Raw genomic sequence first — 22,217 nt, 5'->3', positions numbered from 1 at the left:
CATTTCACGCGCGATGCGGACACCGGGGCTTTTCCATGACAAGAACGATTGCGATCCTTGCGCTGCAAGGCGTCCAGCTGCTGGATGTCTCGGGGCCGCTGGACGTGTTCGCGCAGGCCAACGCAGAACTGGGCCGCCCCTTCTATGCGCTGAAGGTGGTGGGCCGCGACCATGCGCCCATCCACAGCTCGTCGGGCGTGCGTCTGGTGCCCGACTGGGCCATGGGAGATGCGCTACCCCGGCTGGACACGCTGCTGGTCGCAGGCGCCCCCCATGCCATGGACATGCTGCTGGGCGAGCCCACGCTGCAATGGCTGCGCACCATGGCCAGGCAGTCCAGGCGCTTCGGATCGGTGTGCTCGGGCGCGCTGTTCCTGGCGGCCGCCGGCCTGCTCGACGGCCGGCGGGTGACCACGCACTGGGCCGTGGCCGACACGCTCAGGCACGCCCATCCACGTACCACCGTGCTGGACGACGCGCTGCATGTGCGCGATGGCAAGCTGCGCACCTCGGCCGGGGTCACGGCAGGCCTGGACCTGGCCCTTTCGCTGGTGGAGGAGGACTGCGGGCGCGAAGTGGCGGCCCGCGTGGCTTCGCAGCTGGTGATGTTCTTCAAGCGTCCCGGCGGCCAGCTGCAGTTCAGCCGCAAGGGCCATGCGGGACCGGCTGGCCGCTCTGCACTGCAGGAAATACAGCGCTGGGCCGTGGCGCATCCCGCGCAGGACCTCTCGGTGCGTGCGCTGGCTGAGCGCGCCGGTCTCAGCGCGCGGCATTTCGCGCGGCTGTTCCAGGCGGAAGTCGGCGTGACGCCAGCCGCCTGGGTGGAAACCATGCGCGTGTCCGCAGCCCGTGAACTGCTGGAGGCCGGCCATGACGCGCCCAAGCAGATCGCGGCGCAGTGCGGCTTTGCCAACGCGGACACCCTGCGCCGCAGTTTTTCCAAGCACCTGGGCATTTCTCCAGCCATGTACCGGCGTCACCAGGGCGCGGCCCCCGAAATCCCGGGCAGAGAAAAATAAAAACATAGCAGCCAGTCTTTGCCTTATCTAACGATGAAGGCAAAAACAAGGTCCAAATCCAGGCCAAGGCGCAAAAAAAGTCCAGCCGAACTTGCAGGATCGGCAAGGCTTGTTCGGCATACGGGGAGTCACACCACTTTTCCCAGCCCCATGCCCTGCACCCACCTCCACCAGCCCCAGGACGGCCTTGCAGCCGAACGGGGCTGGCCTGCGTCCATGGGGATGGCTGGGGTGGCAGCGGTGCTGGGGGTGGCGATGCTGGTTGCCACGGCAGCGGACTGCGTCCATGCGGCGCCGTCCGCCCAGGCCGCCCAAGCCGGCCAGCGCAGCTTTTCGATTGCGGCCGGCCCTCTCACGCATGTGATCGCGCAGTACGCCAACCAGGCTGGCGTTGCGCTGTCGTTTGATGCCGCGCAGCTGGGCCTGCTGCAGTCCCCGGGGCTGCAGGGCAGCTATGGCGTGGAAGACGGTTTTGCCAGGCTGCTGCAGGGCACGGCGCTGCAGGCGGTGCGCGAGTCCAGCGGCGTCTATACGCTGCGGCCGCTGCCAGCGGCGGCCTCGGGCACGGGCCCGGGCGGGCAGACGCTGGGCACGGTCACGGTCCGGGCCACGGCGCCGGCCAGTGCCACGACCGAGGCATCGGACAGCTACGCGGCCAGCCTGGTCACGGGCTACAAGGGGCTTCAGTCGGTGCGCGACATCCCGCAGCCCGTGACCGTGCTCACGCGCCAGTGGCTGGACGAGCAGGCCCTGCCCGACCTGCATGCCGTGCTGCAGCACACGCCGGGCGTGACGGTGGAGTACATCGACAGCGAGCGCATCGCCTATTACTCGCGCGGCTACCAGATCGATTCGCTGCAGGTGGACGGGCTCAATGTGAATCAGGTGGCCTCGGCCTCCACCTTCATCCAGCCCGACATGGCCATGCTGGACCGCGTGGAGGTGCTGCGCGGCGCCACGGGCCTGCTGCGTGGCGCGGGCTCGCCCTCGGCCATGGTGAACATGGTGCGCAAGCGGCCCACAGCGCAGTGGCAGGGCTCGGCCGCGCTGACGCTGGGTTCCTGGGACCGCCAGCGCATGGAGGCCGACCTGTCCGGCCCGCTGAACGCAGCCGGCACGCTGCGCGGCCGGCTGGTGGCGCTGGCGGACGACAAGGCATCGTTCCAGACCGCGCGCCAGGAAAAGCGCCTGGGCCTGTACGGCGTGCTGGAGGCGGACCTGGGGCCGCGCACCACACTCACGGCCGGCCTGCAGCACACGGACCTGCAGGCCACGGGCTCCTGGGGCGGCCTGCCTGCCGCTGCCGACGGCAGCCAGCTCGGCCTGCCGCGCAGCACCTACCTGGGCACGCCCTGGAATACCTGGGACCGGCACAACCAGCAGGCCTTTGCCGAGCTGGAGCACCGGCTGGACAGCGGCTGGCAACTGAAGGCCCAGGCCGCGCACACGCGCTTTCGGTCGGACGGGTTCAAGCAGACCTCGTTTTCCAGGGCCAGCGACAGCAATCCCTATCTGTTCGACGTGAGCACCTCCATCTATGGCGGCGACGGCAGCACGCAGAACGCGCTGAGCCTGCTGGCCAGCGGCCCCTTCGAGGCCCTGGGCCGCAGGCACGAGCTGTCGCTGGGCGCCGACCTGCAGCGCATCCGCAGCACGGGCGCCACGGGCTACTGGGGCGTGAGCCCGCTGCGCAATGTGGATATCCGCGGCTGGAATCCGTACACCAGCTATCCGGAGCCGTTCTACAGCGAGGGCAACGGCAACGCCTATTCATCGCCCGTGTCCCACATCCACCAGTACGGCGGATTCGCGCGGGCCCGGCTGTCGCTGACCGACTCGCTCACCGCCATTGCCGGCGCGCGCCTGAGCTGGTGGAGCTATCTCGAACCCGGCAATGCCCAAAGCGGCTACAGCGTGCGCCGCGAGCTGACGCCCTATGCGGGCCTGGTGCATGCGCTGTCGGACACGCTCGACGCCTATGCCAGCTACAGCGAGATCTTCAGCCCCCAGGACAAGAAGGCCGCCGACGGCAGCATCCTGGCGCCCGCCCGGGGCGAGGACCTGGAGGCCGGGCTCAAGGGCAGTTTCATGGACGGCCGGCTGCAGGCCAGCGTGTCGGTGTTCCGCATCCAGCGCGTGGGCAGCGCCATGCAGGACACGGCATCGGCCATGCCCTGCCTGCCGTACTACCCGACCAGCCACTGCTTCATGGCCGGCGGCAAGAGCCGCAGCCAGGGCTGGGAACTGGAGCTGTCCGGCGAGCCAGCGCCAGGCTGGCAGGTGCTGGCCGGCTACACCTACACCCAGGCCAGGTACCTGCGCGACGCCTCCGAGGCCAACGTGGGCCAGCCGCTGCGGCCCGTGGAGCCGCGCCATGCGCTGCGCCTGTTTGCCAGCCACCGCTTCAAGGGGCCCTTGCAGGGATGGACCGCAGGCGCCGGCGTGCGGCTGCAAAGCGATGCCTACGCCAGCGTGGGCGATGTCACCACCCGCCAGGGTGGCTATGCGCTTTTTGACGCGCTGCTGGCCTACCGCCTGGATGACACCTACTCGCTGCAGCTGAACGTGAGCAACCTGCTGGACAAGCGCTACTACGCCAAGTTCTCGCCCAACAGCACCTACTTCAACAACTACTACGGCGATCCGCGCAACGTCACGGTGTCGCTGCGCGCTCGCTTCTAGGGCCACGGCCGGCCTGCCCTCCTTTCCCGGCTTTTTCTTCCCGGTTTTTCCTCCCGCTTTTTCCAACCTTTGCACATGACTGCCATGACGCACCACAGCACTCCTGCGGACTTCCGCTTCGCTCCCCACCCCCTCACGCGCCTGATCCGCCAATGCCTGGGCGCCGGCCTGGCCCTGGCCGCCGTGGGCGTGGCGGCCCAGACGGCCGAGGGCCCGGCCCTCAAGGAAGTGACGGTGAGCGACCAGGCCGAGGCCATCGGCGGACTGCAAAAGACCTATGCCGGCGGCCAGATCGCGCGCGGCGGCGACCTGGGCATTCTGGGCAAGACCGACCAGATGAACGTGCCCTTCAGCACGACCAACTACACCTCGGAGCTGATCGAGAACCAGCAGGCGCTGACCATCGCCGACGTGGTGATGAACGATGCCTCGGTGCGCACCCTGCAGGCGCGCGGCGGCTATGGCGATGACTTCCAGGTGCGGGGCTTTTCCCTGTCCATGCGCGATGTGTCGGTGAACGGCCTGTACGGCCTGTCGCCCTCCACGCGCCTGCCGCTGGAGGTGATCGAGCGCGTGGAAGTGCTCAAGGGCCCCGGCTCGCTGACCAATGGCGTGGGTCCCAGCGGCAGCATCGGCGGCAGCATCAACGTGGTGACCAAGCGCGCGGGCGACGTGCCGCTGAACCGCCTGACCGCCACCTACATGGGCAAGGCCCAGTTCGGCACCCACCTGGACGTGGGCCGCCGCTTTGGCGAAGACAACCAGTGGGGCGTGCGCGTGAACGGCGTGTGGCGCAATGGCGAAGGCAATATCGACGGCGGCCGCCAGCGCCTGGGCCTGGCCTCGGTGGGCCTGGACTACGAAGGCCAGGGCCTGCGCTGGTCGCTGGACGCGCTGACCACCAGCGGCAAGACCACGGAATTCCGCCCGCAAAGCGCCTTCCTGGCCGGCATCACCCAGGTGCCCGCCGTGCCCGACAGCCGCACCAACTTCAACCCGGGCACGGAACTGCTGGACAAGGCCAAGACCGTGATCTCGCGCGTGGAATACGACATCAACGCCAACACCTCCGTCTACGGCGGCGTGGGCTACAGCGATGTGTCCAGCGACCAGAGCTTCCCCACGGCCGTGCAGCGCATCGACTCGCTGGGCAACTTCACGGTGCGCAACGGCTTCTACGACGAGTTCAACAAGACCACCTCGGCCGACGTGGGCCTGCGCACGCGCTTCAAGACCGGCGCCATCGGCCACACCGTGGTGGCCGCGGCCAACTACATGGACCGCGAGAGCGGCTACTTCTACCAGCTGACCACCAAAGCCGTCCCCTCCAACATCTACAACCCCTCGCCCCTGCCTGCCATCGACTTCGTGCGCAGCGCGCCCACCAAGAACGCCGAGCTGACGCAGCACAGCCTGGCGCTGGCCGACACCATGGCGCTGTTCAGCGGCCGCGTGCTGGTGACCGTGGGCCTGCGCGACCAGACCATCGACCAGAAGAACGCCAGCGGCACCACGCTGTACAAGGCCAGCGCCGTGACGCCGCTGGCCGGCGTGGTGTTCAAGCCGCAGAACAATGTCTCGGTCTACGCCAACTACACGGCTGGCCTGTCGGCAGGCGGCACGGCCGGGCCCAACACGGCCAATGCCGGCCAGGTGTTCGCGCCGCAGAAGTCCAAGCAGTACGAAGTGGGCGTGAAGTTGGACTGGGGCCGCATGACCACGCAGGCCGCGCTCTACCGGATCCAGCGCCCGGGCTCCATGACCGACCCGGTGACCAATGTCTACAGCTTCGGCGGCGAGACGCGCAACCGCGGCCTGGAGCTGACCGCCTACGGCGAGATCCACAAGGGCCTGCGCCTGCTGGCCAGCGCGGCCTTCAACAACGCCAGGCTCTCGCGCACGGCAGGCGGCGTGAACCAGGGCAACGATGCCAACGGCGTGCCCGAGCGCACCTTCAACCTGGGCCTGGACTGGGATACGCCCTGGGTGGAGGGTCTGAGCCTGAACGGCCGCGTGATCCACACCTCGTCCATGTACTACGACACGGCCAACATCCTGCGCATGCCCGGCTGGACACGCCTGGACCTGGGTGCACGCCTGCGCACCCACGTGGCCGGCAAGCCGGTGGTGCTGCGCGCCAGCCTGGAGAACGTCAGCAACAAGAGCTACTGGGTGACTGCCGCCGGCTACACCACCACGGGCGCGCCGCGCACGCTGATGCTGTCGGCACAAGTGGACTTCTAAGCCCCCGGCCACCGGCAACCGCCCCGCCCCCGGCATGGCGCCGGGGGCGCGGTGATGGCGGGGGCCGCAGGCCCCTTCTGTCAGAGAAAAAAACACCCCATGCAAAGCCACACGATCAAGACCTGGGCCTGGTTGCACAAATGGAGCAGCCTGGTCTGCACCGTCTTCATGCTGCTGCTGTGCCTGACCGGCCTTCCGCTGATCTTCCACCACGAAATCGGCCACCTGCTGGGCACCGAGGTGGAGGCCCCGCCCATGCCCCAGGGCACGCCCCATGCCAGCCTGGACAAGGTACTGGAGGTGGCCCGTGCCCAGCACCCGGACCGCGTGGTGCAGTTCGTCTCCAAGTCCGACGACACCGATGACCTCTGGTTCGTCACCATGACGCCCACGCCAGCGCCCACGGACGATTTCCGCTCAGTGGTCATCGATGCGCGCACGGCCGAGCTGCTGGCCCAGCCGCGCTTCGACCAGGGCTTCATGTGGGTCATGTTCAAGCTGCACGTGGACCTGTTCGCGGGGCTGCCGGGCAAGCTGTTCCTGGGCCTCATGGGGCTGCTGCTGCTGATCGCCATCGTCAGCGGCGTGGTGCTGTACGCGCCCTTCATGCGCAAGCTCGATTTCGGCACCGTGCGCCGCACGCGCCAGCCGCGCCTGAAGTGGCTGGACCTGCACAACCTGCTGGGCATCGTCACGCTGGTGTGGCTGTTCGTGGTGGGCGCCACCGGCATGATCAATACCTGGGCCGACCTGCTGATCAAGTACTGGCAGCATGACCAGCTCAGCAGCGTGCTGGCGCCCTACCAGGGCCAGGACACGGTGCCGGTGGCGGAGCGCGCCTCGCTGCAGCAATCGCTGCAGGCCGCCCAGCAGCAGGTGCCAGGCACCAAGCTGTACTTCATCGCCTTCCCCGGCACCACGTTCTCCAGCCCGCACCACCACACCTTCTTCCTGCGCGGCAACGAGCCCCTGACCTCGCGCCTGTTCCTGCCCGTGCTGGTGGACGCCAAGACCGCCCAGGTCACGGACGCGCCCGCCCTGCCCTGGTATCTGACGGCGCTGCTGGTGTCCCAGCCGCTGCACTTCGGCGACTACGGCGGGCGGGCCATGCAGATCCTCTGGGCGCTGCTGGACATCGCCAGCATCATCGTGCTGGGCACGGGCCTGTACCTGTGGGTCAAAAAGGGCAAGAGCCTGCCGGCCCCGCAGCCCGCGCCGCGCGGCAAGGAGGTCTCGGCATGAGCGGCGCAAAACACCGGGGCTTTCTCGCCCTCTGGGGCTGGCCCATCGCGCTGGGCGTGCTGACGGCCATCGGCCTGGTCTCGGCCCTGTTCAGCGACGGCGGCTTTGGCGACATGCTGGCCAGCGTCTGCCTGGCCATTCCCACGGCGGCGGGAATCTGGCACGGCTGGGTGCGGCGCAGCCCGCCGCAATGACGAAGGGATGGCGGGATGGCGGGCGCGGTGTCAGCCGCGCCGGGGCCGCTGGCCCGCGCCGTCCAGCATTCCCAGCAGGGCCGCGCCCAGTTGCCGCCAGGCATCGGTGGCACCCGCCCAGTCGCTGGCCAGGCAGGCCTGCTCCAGCGTCTGCGCCAGGCCGCTGGCCTGCTCGTGCCCCAGCAGGCGTAGCACGCTTTTGAGGTTGTGCGCCAGCCGGCGCAGCGCCGCGGCGTCGCGCGCGGCCAGCAGGTTTTCGCCCAGCGCCACATCGTCGGGCAACTGCGCAAGACAGCTGGCGCGGTAGCTGTGGAACAGGGCGGCATCGCCGCCGAAGTAGCTGGAGACGGCGGCCGGGCCGCCATCCGTAGGCACATCCGCCGGCATATCCGCCTTCATATCCACCGGCACATCCGCACCGGCAGCCCGCACGCTGGCTGGCGCGGGCGACCCGGCCGGTTGCGCCGCCAGCACCGATTCCACGCAGTCCACCAGTTGCGCCACCGACACGGGCTTGCGCAGCACGCCCCAGACCTGCAGTTGCTCCAGCCGCAGCGCCACGTCGGCCCGCACGCCGGCGCTGAAGACCACGGCGCTGCAGCCTGCCTGCGGGGAGCTGCGCAGCCATTCGATGAGCTCGACCCCGGAGGCGCCGGGCAGCATCAGGTCGGTGATCAGCAGGGCAAAGGGCTGGCTCTGCAGCAGGCTCTGCGCCTGCTCCGCACTCGCGCAGGACACCAGGGTGAGGGGCATGCCCTCCAGCGCCAGCGTGACGAATCGCGCAATCGAGGCATCGTCCTCCACCAGCAGGACCGCAGGATGGGCCGGATTCACGCTGCCTGCCTGCCCAGCAGCTCGCCCAGCGCCTCGGGCAGCTCCTGCACGAGCTGGGGTTTGTGGATCACGCGCGCGCCGCCCAGCGCAAAGGCGTAGGCCTCGCGCTCTGCCGCATCCAGCGAGGTGACCACCAGCAGCTTGCAGCGCGCGAACTGCTCATGCGTGCGCAAGGTGGTGATGAGGGCGGCGCCGTCGATGTCGGGCAGCAGGATGTCCACCAGCAGCACGTCGGGCTGGATCTGCCCGTACAGCGCCATGCCGGTGATCCCGTCGTGCGCCACGTGCAGCTGCACGTCGGGAAAGTGGCGCTGCACCAGCAGGCGCACCAGGTTCTGGAAGTGCACGGAGTCCTCGATCAGCAGCACGCGCGGGCCCGTGCCGGCCTGCGCGGGAGCGGGCGCGGGGGCCGCCGCTGGCGCCCCGGACGTGGTGGCCGCATCACCCTGCCTGCCGCGCCAGCGCTCCACGGAGGCGCGCGTGATGCGCCGGTGCCCCCCGGGGGTCTTCCAGGCCTCCAGATCGCCGCGATCGACCATGAGCTGAACCGACCGCACCGCCATGCCCAGCAGCTTGGCCACCTCAGCGGTCGTGTAGTGCGGAATTTGGCCTGGTGGGGTGCTGTTCTCGGACATGGCAGCAATTTTGCATCAAATACGATTAAAAAATTCAATACAAATTTGATGAATTTGATATTTATGATTCAATCCAACGCAGAACCCTTCAACTGCGTTGCGAAAGGCCCGCCATGAAGAAGATACTGATCGCCGAAGACCAAGCCGACATCCGCAAGCTGTTGCGCATGACGCTGGAGTCCAGCGCATACGAAGTCATGGAGGCGCCGACCGGTGACGAAGCCTGGGCCCTGGCCCAGCGCAGCCAGCCCGATGTCGTGCTGCTGGACATGATGATGCCGGGCACGCTGGACGGCCTGGAGGTGTGCTGCCGCATCAAGACCTCCTACGACCTGCGGCACACGCGGGTGATCCTGCTGACGGCCCGGGGCAGTGCGCAGGACCGCGAGGCGGGCTTCAATGCCGGTGCCGACGAATACCTGCTCAAGCCCTTCAGCCCGAACCGGCTGCTGGAGACCCTGGCCAGTCTTTACAGGAGCGACTGATGACGATGCACACGCAGGCCGCCGCGGGCCGATGGCAGATACCGTCCGGGAACGCCGCGCGCCTGTCCGCGCTGGTGCGGGCCGCCGTGCAGGCCGTTGTGCTGCCCGTTGTGCAGGCGCTGCTGCTGGCACTGGTTCCGGCCTGGGTGGCGGTGCTGGCCATGGGGCCTGGCGCAGCACGGGCCGGCGAGGTGCTGGACCGCGTGGCCAGCAGCCACACGCTGAAGGTCTGCATCTGGCCCGACTACTACGGCATCACCTACCGTGACGCACGCACGGGCAGGCTCACGGGCATCGACGCGGAGCTCTCGGCAGAGCTGGCCAAGGACCTTGGCGCGCGGCTGCAGCATGTGGACTCGTCCTTCTCGCGGCTGGTGCCCGACCTGCTGGAGTCGCGCTGCGACGTGGCCATGTTCGCCGTCGGCATCCTGCCGCAGCGCCAGCAGCAGCTGCGCTTCACCCAGCCCTACCTGAGCAGCGATATCTACGGCATCACCACCAAGAGCAACCCCGCCGTGCGCAGCTGGGCCGACATCGACCAGCCCGGCGTGCAGGTGGCCGTGCAGCGCGGCACCTTCATGGAGCCGGTCATGCGCGAGTCGCTCAGGCATGCGCACCTGGTGCTGGTGGAGCCGCCGCAAACCCGCGAAAAGGAACTCATGGCCGGGCGCGTGGACGTGTTCATGACCGACTACCCGTACAGCCGCAAGCTGCTGGACAGCTCGGACTGGGTGCAGCTGATCGCGCCGCCCAAGCCCTTCCATGTGCTGCCCTACGGCTATGCGGCCAGCCCTGCCGACGCGCAGTGGCTGGCGCGCCTGAACCAGTTCGTCTCGGACATCAAGCGCGACGGCCGCCTGGCCAGGGCCGCTCGCCACAACGGCCTGACCGCCATCGTCGCGCCCTGAAACTTCCGATGGAGCACCTTCATCATGTCTGAACGAGCTGCCGCGCATCATTTTCTCGGAGCCCGGCGCAGTGCCCACATCAAGGCACTGGTGCTGACCTTTGCACTGTGCGTGCTCGCCGGACTGGTGCTCTTCGTCTGGAGCCAGCTGCATGCCGATGCGGACCAGAGCAAGTCCCAGGCCGCGCTGCTGGCCCGCGTGCTGGAGGACCAGACGGCCAAGACCTTCGAGAACACCGAAATGGCCCTGGCCAGCCTGGCGCACAACCCGGCCATCGTGGCCGCGGGCAGTGGGCGCGGCGCGCGCGAGGCCGCCATGGCCCTGCTGATCGCCCAGTTGCCCTACCTGCGCAGCATGGCGCTGATCGACGACAAGGGCCTCATCCTGGCCAGCACCCAGGCCGGGGAGGCCGGCCAGCAGATCGATACGCAGGATCTGCTGCACGACAAGGCGGCCGTCCTCATCCCCGGCAAGCCCCAGCTGGGCCGGCTGGTGCCCGGCCGCAGCCTGTCGTCGCTGGCGCCACGGGCGCATCCGACGCCGCGCGGCGTGTCCTTCCTGCCGCAGTTGCTGGCCTTCCACCAGGACAACGGCATGCCCGCCGTGCTGGTGGCCCTGATCAATCCCGACGCCGTGGCCAACTTCTACCAGTCCACGCTGGAGACCCTCAGCTACGAGGCCGTGCTGCTGACCTATGACGGCCGGCCCCTGGCCAGCACCAATGAGGGCACGGGCGTGCAGACGGCCGCCGCGCTGCAGACGCCGCTGTTCCAGGAATGGCTGCCGCACAGCGAATTCGGCTCCTACATCGGCGCGGGCATGCTGGGGCGCCACCAGATCGTGTCGTTCCGCACCGTGCGCAACTGGCCGCTGCTGCTGGTGGTGGAGGAGCCCTACGCGGCCATGGTGGCGCGCTGGCGGGACAACGCCTTTGCCTTCTTCGTGGCCGGCGTGGCCCTGCTGGGCCTGGTGCTGGGACTGAGCTGGTCGGTGCTCAAGACCCGCAGGGTCCAGAAGTCGGCACTGCAGGCCATGGAGCAGGCACAGGCGCGCCTGGCCCGCAGCGAGCATGAGATGGCCGTGCTCATGCGCAGCGTGCAGGAGCTGATCTTTCGCACCGACAGCCAGGGACTGCTGACCTTCGTGAACGCGCGCTGGGAGCAGCTGACCGGCCAGCCCAGCGCCGAGGCCGTGGGCCAGCCGCTGGAGAACATCGTGGACGGCTCGTACCTGGCGCAGATCCAGGCCCTGCTCGATCCCCTGGCCCGGCTGGCACCGCGCAACTGCCAGGCCATGTTCCGCCTGCCGGGCAACCGGGAGATGCTCTGCGACATCGCCGTGGTTCCCCTGCTGCGCGACGGCCAGCTGGTGGGCTTTGCCGGCAGCGCCGTGGACGTGACCGCCCGCTGGAAGGCCCAGCAGGAGCTGCAGACCCAGCTGGCCTTCCAGCATCTGCTGTTCGAGACCACGCCCCTGCCCATGCTGGTCACCGACGCGGACCAGCGCGTGGCCCTGGTCAACAAGGCCTGGGAGGACTTCTTCGGCCGGGGCCGCTACGCCGTGCTCGGCCACGAGATCAAGGGCCTGCACGCGCGCGACGATGCCCTGCTGCAGATGCGCAGCAACCAGGTCGTGATGCGCTCGGGCCAGCGCATGATGGTGGAGGCCCGGCTGCCCCATGTGGACGGCAGCTACCGCGACGTGCAGATCTCCAAGGCCGCGGTGAAGAACGCCCAGGGCCGGATCACCGGCGTGCTCAGCATTTTTGTGGACGTGAGCGAATTCCGCGCAGCCGAGCATGCCACCCGCGAAGCCCGCGACGCGGCCGAAGAGGCCTTCCGCGTGAAATCGGAATTCGTGGCCAACATGAGCCACGAGCTGCGCACCCCGCTGCAGTCCATCATGGGCTTTGCCGAGCTGGGCGGCCTGCGCTCGCGCGGCAATCCCGCCATGGCCGACATGTTCAACGACATCCACGAGGCGGGCATCCGCATGCTGGCCCTGGTCAACGACCTGCTGGACGTGGCCAAGCTGGAAAGCGCCGTGGGCACCATCCACGTGGAGCGCACCGACCTCAGGAGCCTGATCCGGCCCGTGGTGCGCGAGCTGGAGCCGCAGCAGCAGCAAAAGCTGATCGACCTGCGGCTGGAGCTCGACGACACGCCGCTGATCGCCAAGGCCGACCCCGTGCGCTTCCAGCAGGTGGTGCGCAATGTGCTGGCCAATGCCATCAAGTTCTCGCCCATCGGCGGGCGCATCGATGTGCAGGGCCGCATCGATGAACAGGGCGACATCTGCATCGCCTTCTCCGACCAGGGGCCGGGCATTCCGCCGCAGGAACTGGACAAGATCTTCCAGCCCTTCGTGCAGTCCAGCAAAACCCGCAACGGCTCGGGCGGCACCGGCCTGGGCCTGGCCATCTGCCGCAAGATCATCGACGCCATGGACGGCACCATCGCCGCCAGCAACCGCTCCGAAGGCGGGTCGCTGTTTCGCATCACCCTGCCCTGCCGCACCGGCGCATCGGAGACGCGGCCGGCGGAGTTGCTGTAGCGGCAGGGGTGGCGCACCGGCGGCCCCGGGCGAGACGCCCGGCGCCGCCACGCCTAAATCATCGACACCATCGAATGATTTCTCACAAATAATTCAATAGATCCACACAATGCATGGATTTACGCTTGTGTCCATCGCCGGCAGCCGCCGCCAGCCAAGACACACGCCATTGCCATGCAAGACCGTTTCCTGATCGAGCGCATCGAGGCGCGGATCCTCGACATTCCCACCATCCGTCCGCACAAGCTGTCGTTCGGCTCCATCAGCCGGCAAAGCCCGGTGATCGTGCAGCTGTGGCTGCGCAATGGCGCCACGGGCTTTGGCGAGGCCGCCACCATCGGCGGCCCGTCGTGGAACGAGGAATCGCCCGAGAGCATCCACCACGCCATCACCAACCACCTGGCGCCCAGCCTGATCGGCCAGGACGGCGCGCGCTTCGAGGCCTGCCTCTCGCGCATGGACCTGGCCTGCAAGGGCAATGCCTTTGCCAAGAGCGCCGTCGAGATCGCGCTGATGGACGCCGTGGCCCGCAGCCTGCAGTTGCCGCTGTGGCAATTGCTGGGCGGCAAGCAGCGCGACAGCCTGCCCCTGGCCTGGACGCTGGCCAGCGGCGACATCGAGCGCGACCTGGCCGAGGCCCAGCTGCGCCTCGAACAAAAACGCCACCGCATCTTCAAGATGAAGATCGGCGCGCGCACGCCCGAGGCCGACGTGGCCCATGTGAGCGAGATCGCGCGCGGCCTGCAGGGCCGCGCCACGCTGACCGTGGACGTCAACCAGGCCTGGGACGGCGCCACGGCGCGGCGCTTTCTGCCGCAGCTGATCGATGCCGGCGTGACCCTGATCGAGCAGCCCGTGGCCGGCTGGAACGTGCCCGCGCTGCGCGAGCTGACGGCCACGCTGCAGGGCGCCCTGGTCATGGCCGACGAGAGCGTGTGCACGCCCTACGACGCCATGCGCCTGGCGCGCGAGCAGGCCAGCCATGTGTTCTCGCTCAAGGTGGCCAAGCACGGCGGCCTGCTGCGCACGCGCAAGGTGGCGGCCATTGCCCAGGCGGCCGACATCGGCTGGTACGGCGGAACCATGCTGGAGACCTCGATCGGCTCGGCCGCCTCGGCCCATGTCTTTGCCACGCTGGGCGGGCAGCACTACAACTGCGAGCTGTTCGGCCCCCAGCTGCTGGTGGACGACATCGTCACCGAGCGCATGGCCATCCGCGACTTCGAGCTGCAACTGCCCGACGGGCCCGGCCTGGGCTTGGAGATCGACCTGCAGCAGCTGGACCGCTTCGACCGCGCGCTGGCCGGCAGCCAGCCGCAGCACTTCGACATGGGGCAGGCCCGGACCGGGGCTGCGACCTGAATTCCTTTCATTCCTCCTGGAGACAAACATGCTTTATCTGGTCCGCATGGACGTGAAGATCCCCCACGACCTGCCCGCCGACGTGGCAGCCGAGATCAAGGCCCGCGAGAAGGCCTATTCCCAGCAGCTGCAGCACGACGGACGCTGGCCCCACATCTGGCGCGTGGTCGGCGAGTACGCCAACTACAGCGTGTTCGACGTGGCCTCCAACGACGAGCTGCACGAGCTGCTGCAGGGCCTGCCGCTGTTCCCCTACATGGACATCCAGGTCACGCCGCTGGCAAGGCATCCCTCGGCCATCGCCTGAGCACAGCCCAGACCAAGACCAAGACCAAATTTTTCGGAGACAACTGAAGTGAATGTGAAACGCCGTTTTCTGACCGCCGCAGCCGCAGGCCTGTGCCTGTCCGCCGTGATGCCCGCCGCCCATGCGCAGGCACCCGAGGCCAACTGGCCCAGCAAGCCCATCCGCTGGATCGTGCCCTTCCCGCCGGGCGGCGCCATGGACGCCATCGCGCGCACCCTGGGCGAGAAGGCCGGCCGCACGCTGGGCCAGCCCTTCGTGATCGAGAACCGTCCCGGCGCCGGCGGCAACATCGGCACCGACTTCGTGGCCAAGCAGCCCGGCGACGGCTACACGCTGATGATCACCTCCATCGGCATGGCCACCAACAAGCCGCTGTACCGCAAGCTCAGCTACGACCCGATCAAGGACTTCGCCCCCGTGGGCGTGCTGGCCGTGGTGCCCAACATCCTGGTCACCAACTCCACCCAGCCCAACGTCAAGAGCGTGGCCGACGTGGTGGCCGCCGCCAAGGCCTCGCCCGGCAAGCTGACCTATGCCTCGGCCGGCAACGGCACCTCCATCCACCTGGCAGGCGAAGTGTTCAACTCGCTGGCCGGCGTGGACATCCTGCACATCCCCTACAAGGGATCGGGCCCGGCCGTCTCCGACCTGCTGGGCGGACAGGTCAACTACATGTTCGACTCCATCACCTCGGCTCGCCCGCACATCCAGTCGGGCAAGCTGCGCGCCCTGGCCGTGACCACGGCCAAGCGCTCGTCCAGCATGCCCGACGTGCCCACCATGGAAGAGGCCGGCATCAAGGGCTACGAGGTCTCGCCCTGGTTCGCCGTCTTCATGCCCGCCAGCACGCCGCCGGCCATCGTCAAGAAGCTCAACCAGGTCTTCGTGGCCGAGATGAAGCAGCCCGACGTGCTCGAACGCTTCAAGGCCATCGGCGCCGAAGTCGTGGGCTCCACGCCCGAGGAAGCGGCCAAGCACCTGCAGGCCGAGTCCGTGCGCTGGACCAAGGTGATCACGGAGCGCAACATCAGCATGGACTGAGCCTGGACCGCCTCCGGCCGCCCGACAGGTTTTGATACGCTCGCCGGGTCACACAACCAGGGGGACGGGATGGGCAAGCTCAGGAAATCACCATGCTGCGGCACACGGCCTTCTGAAGCGCACAAACGCTGAAGGAAGGCTGCCATGTTGTTGCGCATCCGCAAGGCCCTTGCGGCACGGTTCGAAGCCGTGGCCGAAATCGTGGGCCTGATCCTGTCCCTGGGCGGCGCGGCCGCAGCCAGCTTGCTGGGCAAGCTGGTGCTGGCCTTGATTCTGGGCACCATCGCCCTGGGCATTTTCTTCAGGCTGGCAGGACGCCGAAAGCGGTCCCAAGCCGGCCCATCGCAGCGCGAACCCGGCTGGCTTGCCGCCATGGCAGGCCTGCTGGCGTTCATCGAGATCGGCGTGCTGGTGGAGGCAGTCGATCTGCCCGTGCGCTTTCACCAGCCAGGGTTTGCCTTGCATCACTGGCTCATCGTTGCGGCAGCCCTGCTCGCCGCATCCTGGCTCCAGTTGAAGCTGTTGCGCGCCGCGCGCAACGCCATCCGCGCCAGGCGGAGCACCTGACACGTCAACTGCGGACTGCCGCCTGCGCACCCTGCATGCGCGGGGCGGGCACCGGCCTGCGCCCCCAGTTCATCAGCGCCGTGCCGGCCACGGCCATGCCGCCGCCCAGAACGATGCTGGCATCGATGCTCTCGCCCAGCCACAGCGCCGACAGCGCCACGCCGATCACGGGCACCAGGGTGATGTAGCCAGAGGCCGCACCCGCGCCCAGCGCCTTGACGCCATCGAAATACCAGGCATAGGCAAGCGCCGTGGCGCCGAAGGCCAGGAAGGCCAGCGCACCCCAGGCGGTTGCGTTGCCAAGCACGGCGGCCTGCAGGCCGGCCGGCCCTTCCACCACCAGACTGGCCACCAGCAGCATGGCCGCGCCCATGGTCGAGGTCACGGCCGTGGCCGACAGTGCATCGACGCCCGTGAGCAGCCAGCGGCCGATCAGGGTGTAGGTCACCCAGCAGACCACGCAGCCCAGGATCAGCAGCTCGCCGGCGCCCACCGATCCCTGCAGCAGCGCCAGCGGCTGGCCATGCGAGATCACCACCACGGCGCCGCAGGCCGCCAGCGCCATGCCCAGGGCAATGGTGCGGTTGAGCCGCTCGCCGAACAGCCAGACCGCCAGCGCCAGCGTGAGCACGGGGTTGAGCGTGATCACCAGGGCCGCCTTGCCGGCCGGCACATGCTGCAGCCCCATCAGGAAAAAGGCCGCATAGCCGAACACGCCCGTGGCGCCAGCGGCCGCCATGCCCAGCCAGCGTTTGGCGCTCCAGTGCCTGAGACCGGCCATGCCACCGGCCCAGTACAGCCAGGGCAGCAGCACGGCGGCGGCCAGCAGGAAGCGCAGGCTGGCGGCGGCCAGTGGCGGCATGTTCTGTGCCACCACGCGGCCCGCAGGCCAGGAAGCGCCCCACAGCAGGGCCATGCCGACAAGCCGCAGGTGAGGACCGAAGAAGCGTTGAAAATTCATGGCGCGTACTATGTGCTCATATCGATTCATAGACAAATGAGCGAATGCTCATGACCTGGACACCGTGATCCCATGACCTTCACCCAGCTCGAAGTGTTCGCGGCGCTGGCCCGCGCCGGCAGTTTCTCGCGCGCGGCCGCGCTGCTGGGCATTACCCAGAGCGCCGTCAGCCATGCCCTGCGCGCGCTGGAAGGCGAGCTGCAGGTGCAGTTGGTGCGGCGCGAAGGCCCTCACTCCCCGCTGACCGACGCAGGCACGCGGCTGCTGCAGCGCGCCAACGACATCCTCCAGCAAAAGGAGGCCTTGCGGCAGGAGGCCGATGCCGAGCGCGGCATGGCGCGCGGCACGCTGCGCGTGGCCTCGTTCGGCGCCACCTCTTCGCTGCGTCTGCTGCCCCCGCTGATCACCGAATACCGGCGCCGCCAGCCCGCCGTACTGGTGCAGATCGACGAGCAAAACGACGACACCGTGGTCAAGTGGCTGCTGGAGCGGCGCGTGGAGATCGGCTTCGTCGTGCTGCCCGACGAGCGCTTCGAGACCGTACCCCTGGTGGAAGACGAACTGGTGGCGCTGCTGCCCGCCGCGCACCGGCTGGCGGCCCAGCGCAGCATCCGCGCCGCCGACCTGCAGGGCGAGGCCTTTGTGCGCACCTCGGCCGGGTCGGGCGCGCACATCGACCGCTTCCTGGCCGAGGCCGGCGCCCAGCCTGCGGCCATCTACCACTTCGAGCAGATGTCCTCCATGCAGGGCTTCGTGGCCCAGGGCCACGCCATTGCGATTGCCGCACGCCTGGCCGTGCCCGAGCAGGCGCCTGAAGGCATGGTCTACCGCAGCCTCGCGCCCCGCCAGCGCCGCGTCACCGGCCTGGCCGTGCGCAGCATGGAGCGCCTGTCGCCGGCCGCTGCCGGCTTTGTGGAGCTGGCGCGGGAGATGGCGAAGAAGAAGCAGTTTGGCTAAGCCTGCGCCGCCGACGGCAAGGTCAGCGGATGCAGCACCAGCGCCTCGCGCACGATGGGCTTGAGCGCCTGGGCCTCGTCGGGGCTGGCCAGCACGCGGGCCAGTTCGGCGCGCATGCGGGGCTCCCAGAATTTGCGGATGTGTTCGGCGATGCCCTGCAGGGCCTCGTCACGCTCGGGCATGGCCTCGAAGAACTCGCCGATGCGGTTGGCCATGCGGACCAGGTTCGCGCTGTCCATCACTTGCCTCCCGCCACGGCCATGCTGCCTGCCTGCGCGGCTTGCAACAGGCCGATCTGCTCTTCGTGCATGCGCGCAAAGCCGCGCTGCCAGTCTGACGGCTGGGCGTGCTGGGGGACGGGCAGCACCTGCACGGCCGTGACCTTGTATTCGGGGCAGTTGGTGGCCCAGTCGGAGCTGTCGGTGGTGATGACGTTGGCGCCCGATTCGGGAAAGTGGAAGGTGGTGTAGACCACGCCGGGCTGTATGCGCTCGGTGACGGTGGCGCGCAGCACGGTCTCGCCCGCGCGGCTGGCGATGCCGACCCAGTCGCCGTCGCGTATGCCGCGGTCCTCGGCGTCATGCGGATGGATTTCCAGCCGGTCCTCGCTGTGCCAGTGGCTGTTGTGCGTGCGCCGGGTCTGGGCGCCCACGTTGTACTGCGACAGGATGCGCCCCGTGGTCAGCAGCAGCGGAAAGCGCTGGGTGACCTTCTCGTCGGTGGCCACGTACTGGGTGATGATGAAGCGGCCCTTGCCGCGCACGAAGCGGTCCCTGTGCATGATGGAAGTGCCGGCCTCTTCGGTGCTGTCATTGCAGGGCCATTGCACGCTGCCCAGCCGGTCGATCTTGTCGTAGTTCACGCCTGCAAAGCTGGGCGTGAGCGCGGCGATCTCGGCCATGATTTCGCTCGGGTGCGTGTAGTGCATGGCATAGCCCAGCGCATTGGCCAGCAGCTGGGTGACCTCCCAATCGGCATAGCCGGCCAGCGGCGCCATGACCTTGCGCACGCGAGAGATGCGGCGCTCGGCATTGGTGAAGGTGCCGTCCTTTTCGAGGAAGGAAGCGCCCGGCAGGAAGACATGGGCGTACTTGGCGGTTTCGTTGAGGAAAATGTCCTGCACCACCACGCATTCCATGGCCGAGAGCGCGGCCGTCACATGCTGGGTGTTGGGGTCGGACTGCACGATGTCCTCGCCCTCGCAGTACAGGCCCATGAAGCTGCCGGCCAGGGCCGCCTCGAACATGTTGGGAATGCGCAGGCCGGGCTCGGGGCTGAGCGCCACGCCCCAGGCCCCCTCGAACTCGGCGCGCACCGTGCTGTCCGAGATGTGGCGGTAGCCGGGCAGCTCATGCGGGAAGGAACCCATGTCGCAGGAGCCCTGCACATTGTTCTGGCCGCGCAGCGGGTTCACGCCCACGCCTTCGCGGCCCACGTTGCCCGTGGCCATGGCCAGGTTGGCGATGCCCATGACCATGGTCGAGCCCTGCGCATGCTCGGTCACGCCCAGGCCGTAGTAGATGGCCGCGTTGACTGGGCGGCCCGCTGGATGGTCCTCGGCGCCCAGCGCATACAGGCGCGCGGCGCCGCGCACCAGGTCAGGCGCCACCCCGGTGACCTCGGCCATGGCCTCGGGCGAGTTCTCGGGCCGGGCCACGAATTCCTTCCACTGCGCGAAGGACTTGGCATCGCAGCGCTCGGCGATGTAGTCCTCGGCCAGCCAGCCTTCGGTGACGATGACATGGGCCAGCGAGGTGATCATGGCCACGTTGGTGCCGGGCCGCAGTTGCAGGTGGTAGTCGGCGCGGATGTGGGGCGACTTGACGAGCTCGATCTCGCGCGGGTCGATGACGATGAGCTTGGCGCCCGCACGCCGGCCGTCGCCGCGCAGGCGCTTTTTCATGCGCGAGCCGAACACCGGGTGCGCGGCCGTGGGGTTGGCGCCGATGACCATGACCACGTCCGTGTGCTCGATGGACTTGAAGGTCTGCGTGCCGGCCGAGGTGCCATAGGTCTGGCCCAGGCCATAGCCCGTGGGCGAATGGCACACGCGCGCGCAGGTATCGACGTTGTTGTTGCCGAAGGCCGTGCGCACCAGCTTTTGCACCAGGTAGGCCTCTTCGTTGGTGCAGCGCGAGGAGGTGATGCCGCCAATGGAATCCTTGCCGTGCTTCGCCTGGATGCGGCGGAACTCGCTGGCCGTGTGGGCAATGGCCTCTTCCCAGCTCACTTCGCGCCAGGGGTCGGTGATCTTCGCGCGGACCATGGGCCGGGTGATGCGGTCCTTGTGCGTGGCATAGCCCCAGGCAAAGCGGCCCTTGACGCAGGCATGGCCCTCGTTGGCCTGGCCATCCTTCCAGGGCACCATGCGCACGACCTGCTCGCCCTTCATCTCGGCCTTGAAGCCGCAGCCCACGCCGCAGTAGGCGCAGGTGGTGATGGCGCTGTGCCCGGCCTGGCCCAGCTCGGTCACGGTCTTTTCCTGCAGCGTGGCCGTGGGGCAGGCCTGCACGCAGGCGCCGCAGCTGACGCAGTCGCTGTCCATGAAGCTGCCGCCCTGCCCCGCCGTGACGCGCGAATCGAACCCCCGGCCCGAGATGGTCAGCGCAAAGGTGCCCTGCGTCTCCTCGCAGGCGCGCACGCAGCGGTTGCAGACGATGCACTTGCTGGGGTCGTAGCTGAAGTACGGGTTGGAGACATCGACCTCGGCGCGCGCCTGGCCCTTGAAATGGTTGGCGCCGTCGAAGCCGTAGCGCACCTCGCGCAGGCCCACCGTGCCGGCCATGTCCTGCAGTTCGCAGTCGCCGTTGGCGCTGCAGGTCAGGCAGTCCAGCGGATGGTCGGAGATGTACAGCTCCATCACGCCGCGGCGCAGCTCCTGCAGTTGCGGGCTTTGCGTGCGCACCTTCATGCCCGGCTCGGCCGGCGTGGTGCACGAGGCCGGAAAGCCCTTGCGCCCCTCGATCTGCACCAGGCACAGGCGGCAGGAGCCGAAGGGCTCCAGGCTGTCGGTGGCGCACAGCTTGGGCACGCTGACGCCGCCTTCCATGGCCGCGCGCATCAGCGAGGTGCCCTCGGGAACGCAGACCTCGCGGCCGTCGATTTCCAGGGCGATCAGGCGTTCGGACGGGCTGGCGGGCGTGCCCCAGTCGGCTTGCTTCAAGTGGTCGAGCATGGTGTTCTCCGTTCAGGCAGCCGCTGCGGCCGTGGTGGACTCGATGCCGAAGTCCTGGGGGTAGTGGTTCAGCGCCGAGCGCACGGGATACGGCGTCATCCCGCCCATGGCGCACATGGAGCCATGCTGCATGGTGTCGCACAGGCTTTCCAGCAGGGCCACCTGGCCGGCGTGGGCGGCAGGGTTGCTGCCGGCGCGCACGATGCGGTCGATGACCTCCACGCCGCGCGTGGAGCCGATGCGGCAGGGCGTGCACTTGCCGCAGGACTCGATGGCGCAGAACTCCATGGCATAGCGCGCCAGCTGCGCCATGTCGGCCGTGTCGTCGTGCACGACGATGCCGCCGTGCCCCACCACGTTGCCCTTGGCGGCATAGGCCTCGTAGTCCAGCGGCGCATCCCAGTCGGCCGGCGCCACATAGCTGCCCAGCGGGCCGCCCACCTGCACGGCCTTGATGGCGCGGCCGGTGGCCGTGCCGCCGCCGAAGTCTTCCACCAGTTCGCGCAGGCTCAGGCCGAAGGCCTTTTCCACCAGGCCGCCGCGCGCGATGTTGCCGGCCAGCTGGAACGGCAGCGTGCCGCGCGAGCGGCCCATGCCGAAGCCCTGGTAGAAGGCCGCGCCGCGCGCCAGGATCAGCGGCACCGTGGCCAGCGTGATCACGTTGTTGATCACCGTGGGCCGGCCCCACAGCCCCGCTATGGCCGGCAGCGGCGGCTTGGCGCGCACAATGCCGCGCCGGCCCTCGATGCTCTCCAGCATGGCCGTTTCCTCGCCGCAGACATAGCTGCCCGCACCCTTGCGCACCTCCATGTGGAAGGCCCGCCCGCTGCCGGCCACGTCGCGGCCCAGCCAGCCTGCGGCCTCGGCACGCGCAATGGCTTCGCGCAGGGTGGCGATGGCATGCGGATACTCGCTGCGCACATAGACCAGGCCCTGCGTGGCGCCCACGGCCAGGCCAGCGATGGCCATGCCTTCGATCAGCGTGTAGGGATCGCCTTCCATCAGCAGCCGGTCGGCGAAGGTGCCCGAGTCGCCCTCGTCGGCGTTGCAG

General features: G+C 68.6%; 19 protein-coding genes. 13 read left to right on the top strand and 6 right to left on the bottom strand.

Features of this window, described 5'->3' with window-relative positions; translation table 11 throughout:
- The first annotated feature begins 35 nt into the window (after positions 1 to 35).
- The 5 genes from JHD82_RS20680 (at position 36) to JHD82_RS20660 (ending at position 7,381) form a co-directional block, all read left to right on the top strand.
- The gene (locus tag JHD82_RS20680) at positions 36 to 1,019 is read left to right on the top strand and encodes a GlxA family transcriptional regulator (protein WP_012203805.1); all 984 of its coding nucleotides are present in this window, start codon (positions 36 to 38) and stop codon (positions 1,017 to 1,019) included.
- A 150-nt stretch (positions 1,020 to 1,169) separates the two neighbouring features.
- Positions 1,170 to 3,701: a TonB-dependent receptor gene (locus tag JHD82_RS20675; protein WP_199138489.1), complete on the top strand. Its 2,532-nt coding sequence runs from the start codon at positions 1,170 to 1,172 to the stop codon at positions 3,699 to 3,701.
- A gap of 75 nt (positions 3,702 to 3,776) precedes the next feature.
- Positions 3,777 to 5,945 carry a TonB-dependent siderophore receptor gene (locus JHD82_RS20670; protein WP_199138488.1) on the top strand — a complete coding sequence of 723 codons (2,169 nt, stop codon included), beginning with the start codon at positions 3,777 to 3,779 and terminating at the stop codon, positions 5,943 to 5,945.
- Between the two features lie 99 nt (positions 5,946 to 6,044).
- Positions 6,045 to 7,187 carry a PepSY domain-containing protein gene (locus tag JHD82_RS20665; protein WP_199138487.1) on the top strand — a complete coding sequence of 381 codons (1,143 nt, stop codon included), beginning with the start codon at positions 6,045 to 6,047 and terminating at the stop codon, positions 7,185 to 7,187.
- The gene (locus tag JHD82_RS20660) at positions 7,184 to 7,381 is read left to right on the top strand and encodes a hypothetical protein (protein WP_199138486.1); all 198 of its coding nucleotides are present in this window, start codon (positions 7,184 to 7,186) and stop codon (positions 7,379 to 7,381) included. Before JHD82_RS20665 ends, JHD82_RS20660 begins: the two co-directional genes overlap by 4 nt.
- 30 nt (positions 7,382 to 7,411) lie before the next feature.
- On the opposite strand, the gene JHD82_RS20655 is transcribed toward JHD82_RS20660, so the two are convergent.
- Positions 7,412 to 8,215, bottom strand: coding sequence for a response regulator (locus tag JHD82_RS20655; protein ID WP_199138485.1), 804 nt, complete (start codon positions 8,213 to 8,215; stop codon positions 7,412 to 7,414).
- Positions 8,212 to 8,850, bottom strand: coding sequence for a response regulator (locus tag JHD82_RS20650; RefSeq protein WP_012203799.1), 639 nt, complete (start codon positions 8,848 to 8,850; stop codon positions 8,212 to 8,214). Before JHD82_RS20650 ends, JHD82_RS20655 begins: the two co-directional genes overlap by 4 nt.
- A gap of 113 nt (positions 8,851 to 8,963) precedes the next feature.
- Here JHD82_RS20650 and JHD82_RS20645 point away from each other — a divergent pair, with 113 nt between their 5' ends.
- The 7 genes from JHD82_RS20645 (at position 8,964) to JHD82_RS20615 (ending at position 16,073) form a co-directional block, all read left to right on the top strand.
- Positions 8,964 to 9,335, top strand: a complete 372-nt coding sequence (locus tag JHD82_RS20645; protein ID WP_012203798.1) for a response regulator transcription factor — start codon at positions 8,964 to 8,966, stop codon at positions 9,333 to 9,335.
- Positions 9,335 to 10,243: an ABC transporter substrate-binding protein gene (locus tag JHD82_RS20640; protein WP_199138484.1), complete on the top strand. Its 909-nt coding sequence runs from the start codon at positions 9,335 to 9,337 to the stop codon at positions 10,241 to 10,243. The genes JHD82_RS20645 and JHD82_RS20640 overlap by 1 nt, the downstream gene beginning before the upstream one ends.
- Positions 10,244 to 10,267: 24 nt before the next feature.
- On the top strand, positions 10,268 to 12,796 hold the full coding sequence (locus JHD82_RS20635) for an ATP-binding protein (RefSeq protein ID WP_199138483.1): 2,529 nt from the start codon (positions 10,268 to 10,270) through the stop codon (positions 12,794 to 12,796).
- A gap of 174 nt (positions 12,797 to 12,970) precedes the next feature.
- Positions 12,971 to 14,158: a muconate cycloisomerase family protein gene (locus JHD82_RS20630; RefSeq protein ID WP_097203300.1), complete on the top strand. Its 1,188-nt coding sequence runs from the start codon at positions 12,971 to 12,973 to the stop codon at positions 14,156 to 14,158.
- A gap of 28 nt (positions 14,159 to 14,186) precedes the next feature.
- On the top strand, positions 14,187 to 14,465 hold the full coding sequence (catC, locus tag JHD82_RS20625; protein ID WP_012203794.1) for a muconolactone Delta-isomerase: 279 nt from the start codon (positions 14,187 to 14,189) through the stop codon (positions 14,463 to 14,465).
- Between the two features lie 48 nt (positions 14,466 to 14,513).
- On the top strand, positions 14,514 to 15,506 hold the full coding sequence (locus JHD82_RS20620; RefSeq protein WP_199138481.1) for a tripartite tricarboxylate transporter substrate binding protein: 993 nt from the start codon (positions 14,514 to 14,516) through the stop codon (positions 15,504 to 15,506).
- Positions 15,507 to 15,650: 144 nt separating this feature from the next.
- Complete coding sequence (locus JHD82_RS20615; protein ID WP_047326005.1) at positions 15,651 to 16,073, top strand: hypothetical protein; 423 nt, start codon at positions 15,651 to 15,653, stop codon at positions 16,071 to 16,073.
- Positions 16,074 to 16,077: 4 nt separating this feature from the next.
- On the opposite strand, the gene JHD82_RS20610 is transcribed toward JHD82_RS20615, so the two are convergent.
- Positions 16,078 to 17,034: a DMT family transporter gene (locus JHD82_RS20610; protein WP_197945131.1), complete on the bottom strand. Its 957-nt coding sequence runs from the start codon at positions 17,032 to 17,034 to the stop codon at positions 16,078 to 16,080.
- Positions 17,035 to 17,106: 72 nt separating this feature from the next.
- Here JHD82_RS20610 and JHD82_RS20605 point away from each other — a divergent pair, with 72 nt between their 5' ends.
- A complete protein-coding gene (locus tag JHD82_RS20605; RefSeq protein ID WP_199138479.1) occupies positions 17,107 to 17,991 on the top strand; it encodes a LysR family transcriptional regulator in 885 nt (294 codons plus the stop codon).
- Here the strand turns inward: JHD82_RS20605 and JHD82_RS20600 are convergent.
- The 3 genes from JHD82_RS20600 to JHD82_RS20590 all read right to left on the bottom strand — a co-directional run.
- Complete coding sequence (locus JHD82_RS20600) at positions 17,988 to 18,230, bottom strand: formate dehydrogenase subunit delta (protein ID WP_013803888.1); 243 nt, start codon at positions 18,228 to 18,230, stop codon at positions 17,988 to 17,990. The two genes, JHD82_RS20605 and JHD82_RS20600, sit on opposite strands and share 4 nt — an antisense overlap.
- Positions 18,230 to 21,166, bottom strand: coding sequence for a formate dehydrogenase subunit alpha (gene fdhF / locus JHD82_RS20595; RefSeq protein WP_199138478.1), 2,937 nt, complete (start codon positions 21,164 to 21,166; stop codon positions 18,230 to 18,232). Before fdhF ends, JHD82_RS20600 begins: the two co-directional genes overlap by 1 nt.
- 12 nt (positions 21,167 to 21,178) lie before the next feature.
- Positions 21,179 to 22,217 (bottom strand): NADH-ubiquinone oxidoreductase-F iron-sulfur binding region domain-containing protein (locus tag JHD82_RS20590; protein ID WP_307838110.1); only part of this gene is annotated, 1,039 nt, incomplete at its 5' end.

This window comes from Delftia sp. ASV31 (assembly GCF_016428765.1).
In the GTDB taxonomy this organism is placed as follows: domain Bacteria; phylum Pseudomonadota; class Gammaproteobacteria; order Burkholderiales; family Burkholderiaceae_C; genus Comamonas; species Comamonas acidovorans.
The sequence above is the reverse complement of the archived record's forward strand: the minus strand, read 5'-3'. Positions and strand labels throughout refer to the sequence as shown.

Excerpts from the sequence above, each read along its gene's own strand:
- JHD82_RS20680 (WP_012203805.1), top strand. The coding sequence starts at position 36 with ATGACAAGAACGATTGCGATCCTTGCGCTGCAAGGCGTCCAGCTGCTG.
- JHD82_RS20675 (WP_199138489.1), top strand. The coding sequence starts at position 1,170 with ATGCCCTGCACCCACCTCCACCAGCCCCAGGACGGCCTTGCAGCCGAA.
- JHD82_RS20670 (WP_199138488.1), top strand. The coding sequence starts at position 3,777 with ATGACTGCCATGACGCACCACAGCACTCCTGCGGACTTCCGCTTCGCT.
- JHD82_RS20665 (WP_199138487.1), top strand. The coding sequence starts at position 6,045 with ATGCAAAGCCACACGATCAAGACCTGGGCCTGGTTGCACAAATGGAGC.
- JHD82_RS20660 (WP_199138486.1), top strand. The coding sequence starts at position 7,184 with ATGAGCGGCGCAAAACACCGGGGCTTTCTCGCCCTCTGGGGCTGGCCC.
- JHD82_RS20650 (WP_012203799.1), bottom strand. The coding sequence starts at position 8,850 with ATGTCCGAGAACAGCACCCCACCAGGCCAAATTCCGCACTACACGACC.
- JHD82_RS20645 (WP_012203798.1), top strand. The coding sequence starts at position 8,964 with ATGAAGAAGATACTGATCGCCGAAGACCAAGCCGACATCCGCAAGCTG.
- JHD82_RS20640 (WP_199138484.1), top strand. The coding sequence starts at position 9,335 with ATGACGATGCACACGCAGGCCGCCGCGGGCCGATGGCAGATACCGTCC.
- JHD82_RS20635 (WP_199138483.1), top strand. The coding sequence starts at position 10,268 with ATGTCTGAACGAGCTGCCGCGCATCATTTTCTCGGAGCCCGGCGCAGT.
- JHD82_RS20630 (WP_097203300.1), top strand. The coding sequence starts at position 12,971 with ATGCAAGACCGTTTCCTGATCGAGCGCATCGAGGCGCGGATCCTCGAC.
- catC (WP_012203794.1), top strand. The coding sequence starts at position 14,187 with ATGCTTTATCTGGTCCGCATGGACGTGAAGATCCCCCACGACCTGCCC.
- JHD82_RS20615 (WP_047326005.1), top strand. The coding sequence starts at position 15,651 with ATGTTGTTGCGCATCCGCAAGGCCCTTGCGGCACGGTTCGAAGCCGTG.
- JHD82_RS20610 (WP_197945131.1), bottom strand. The coding sequence starts at position 17,034 with ATGAATTTTCAACGCTTCTTCGGTCCTCACCTGCGGCTTGTCGGCATG.
- JHD82_RS20605 (WP_199138479.1), top strand. The coding sequence starts at position 17,107 with ATGACCTTCACCCAGCTCGAAGTGTTCGCGGCGCTGGCCCGCGCCGGC.
- JHD82_RS20600 (WP_013803888.1), bottom strand. The coding sequence starts at position 18,230 with ATGGACAGCGCGAACCTGGTCCGCATGGCCAACCGCATCGGCGAGTTC.
- fdhF (WP_199138478.1), bottom strand. The coding sequence starts at position 21,166 with ATGCTCGACCACTTGAAGCAAGCCGACTGGGGCACGCCCGCCAGCCCG.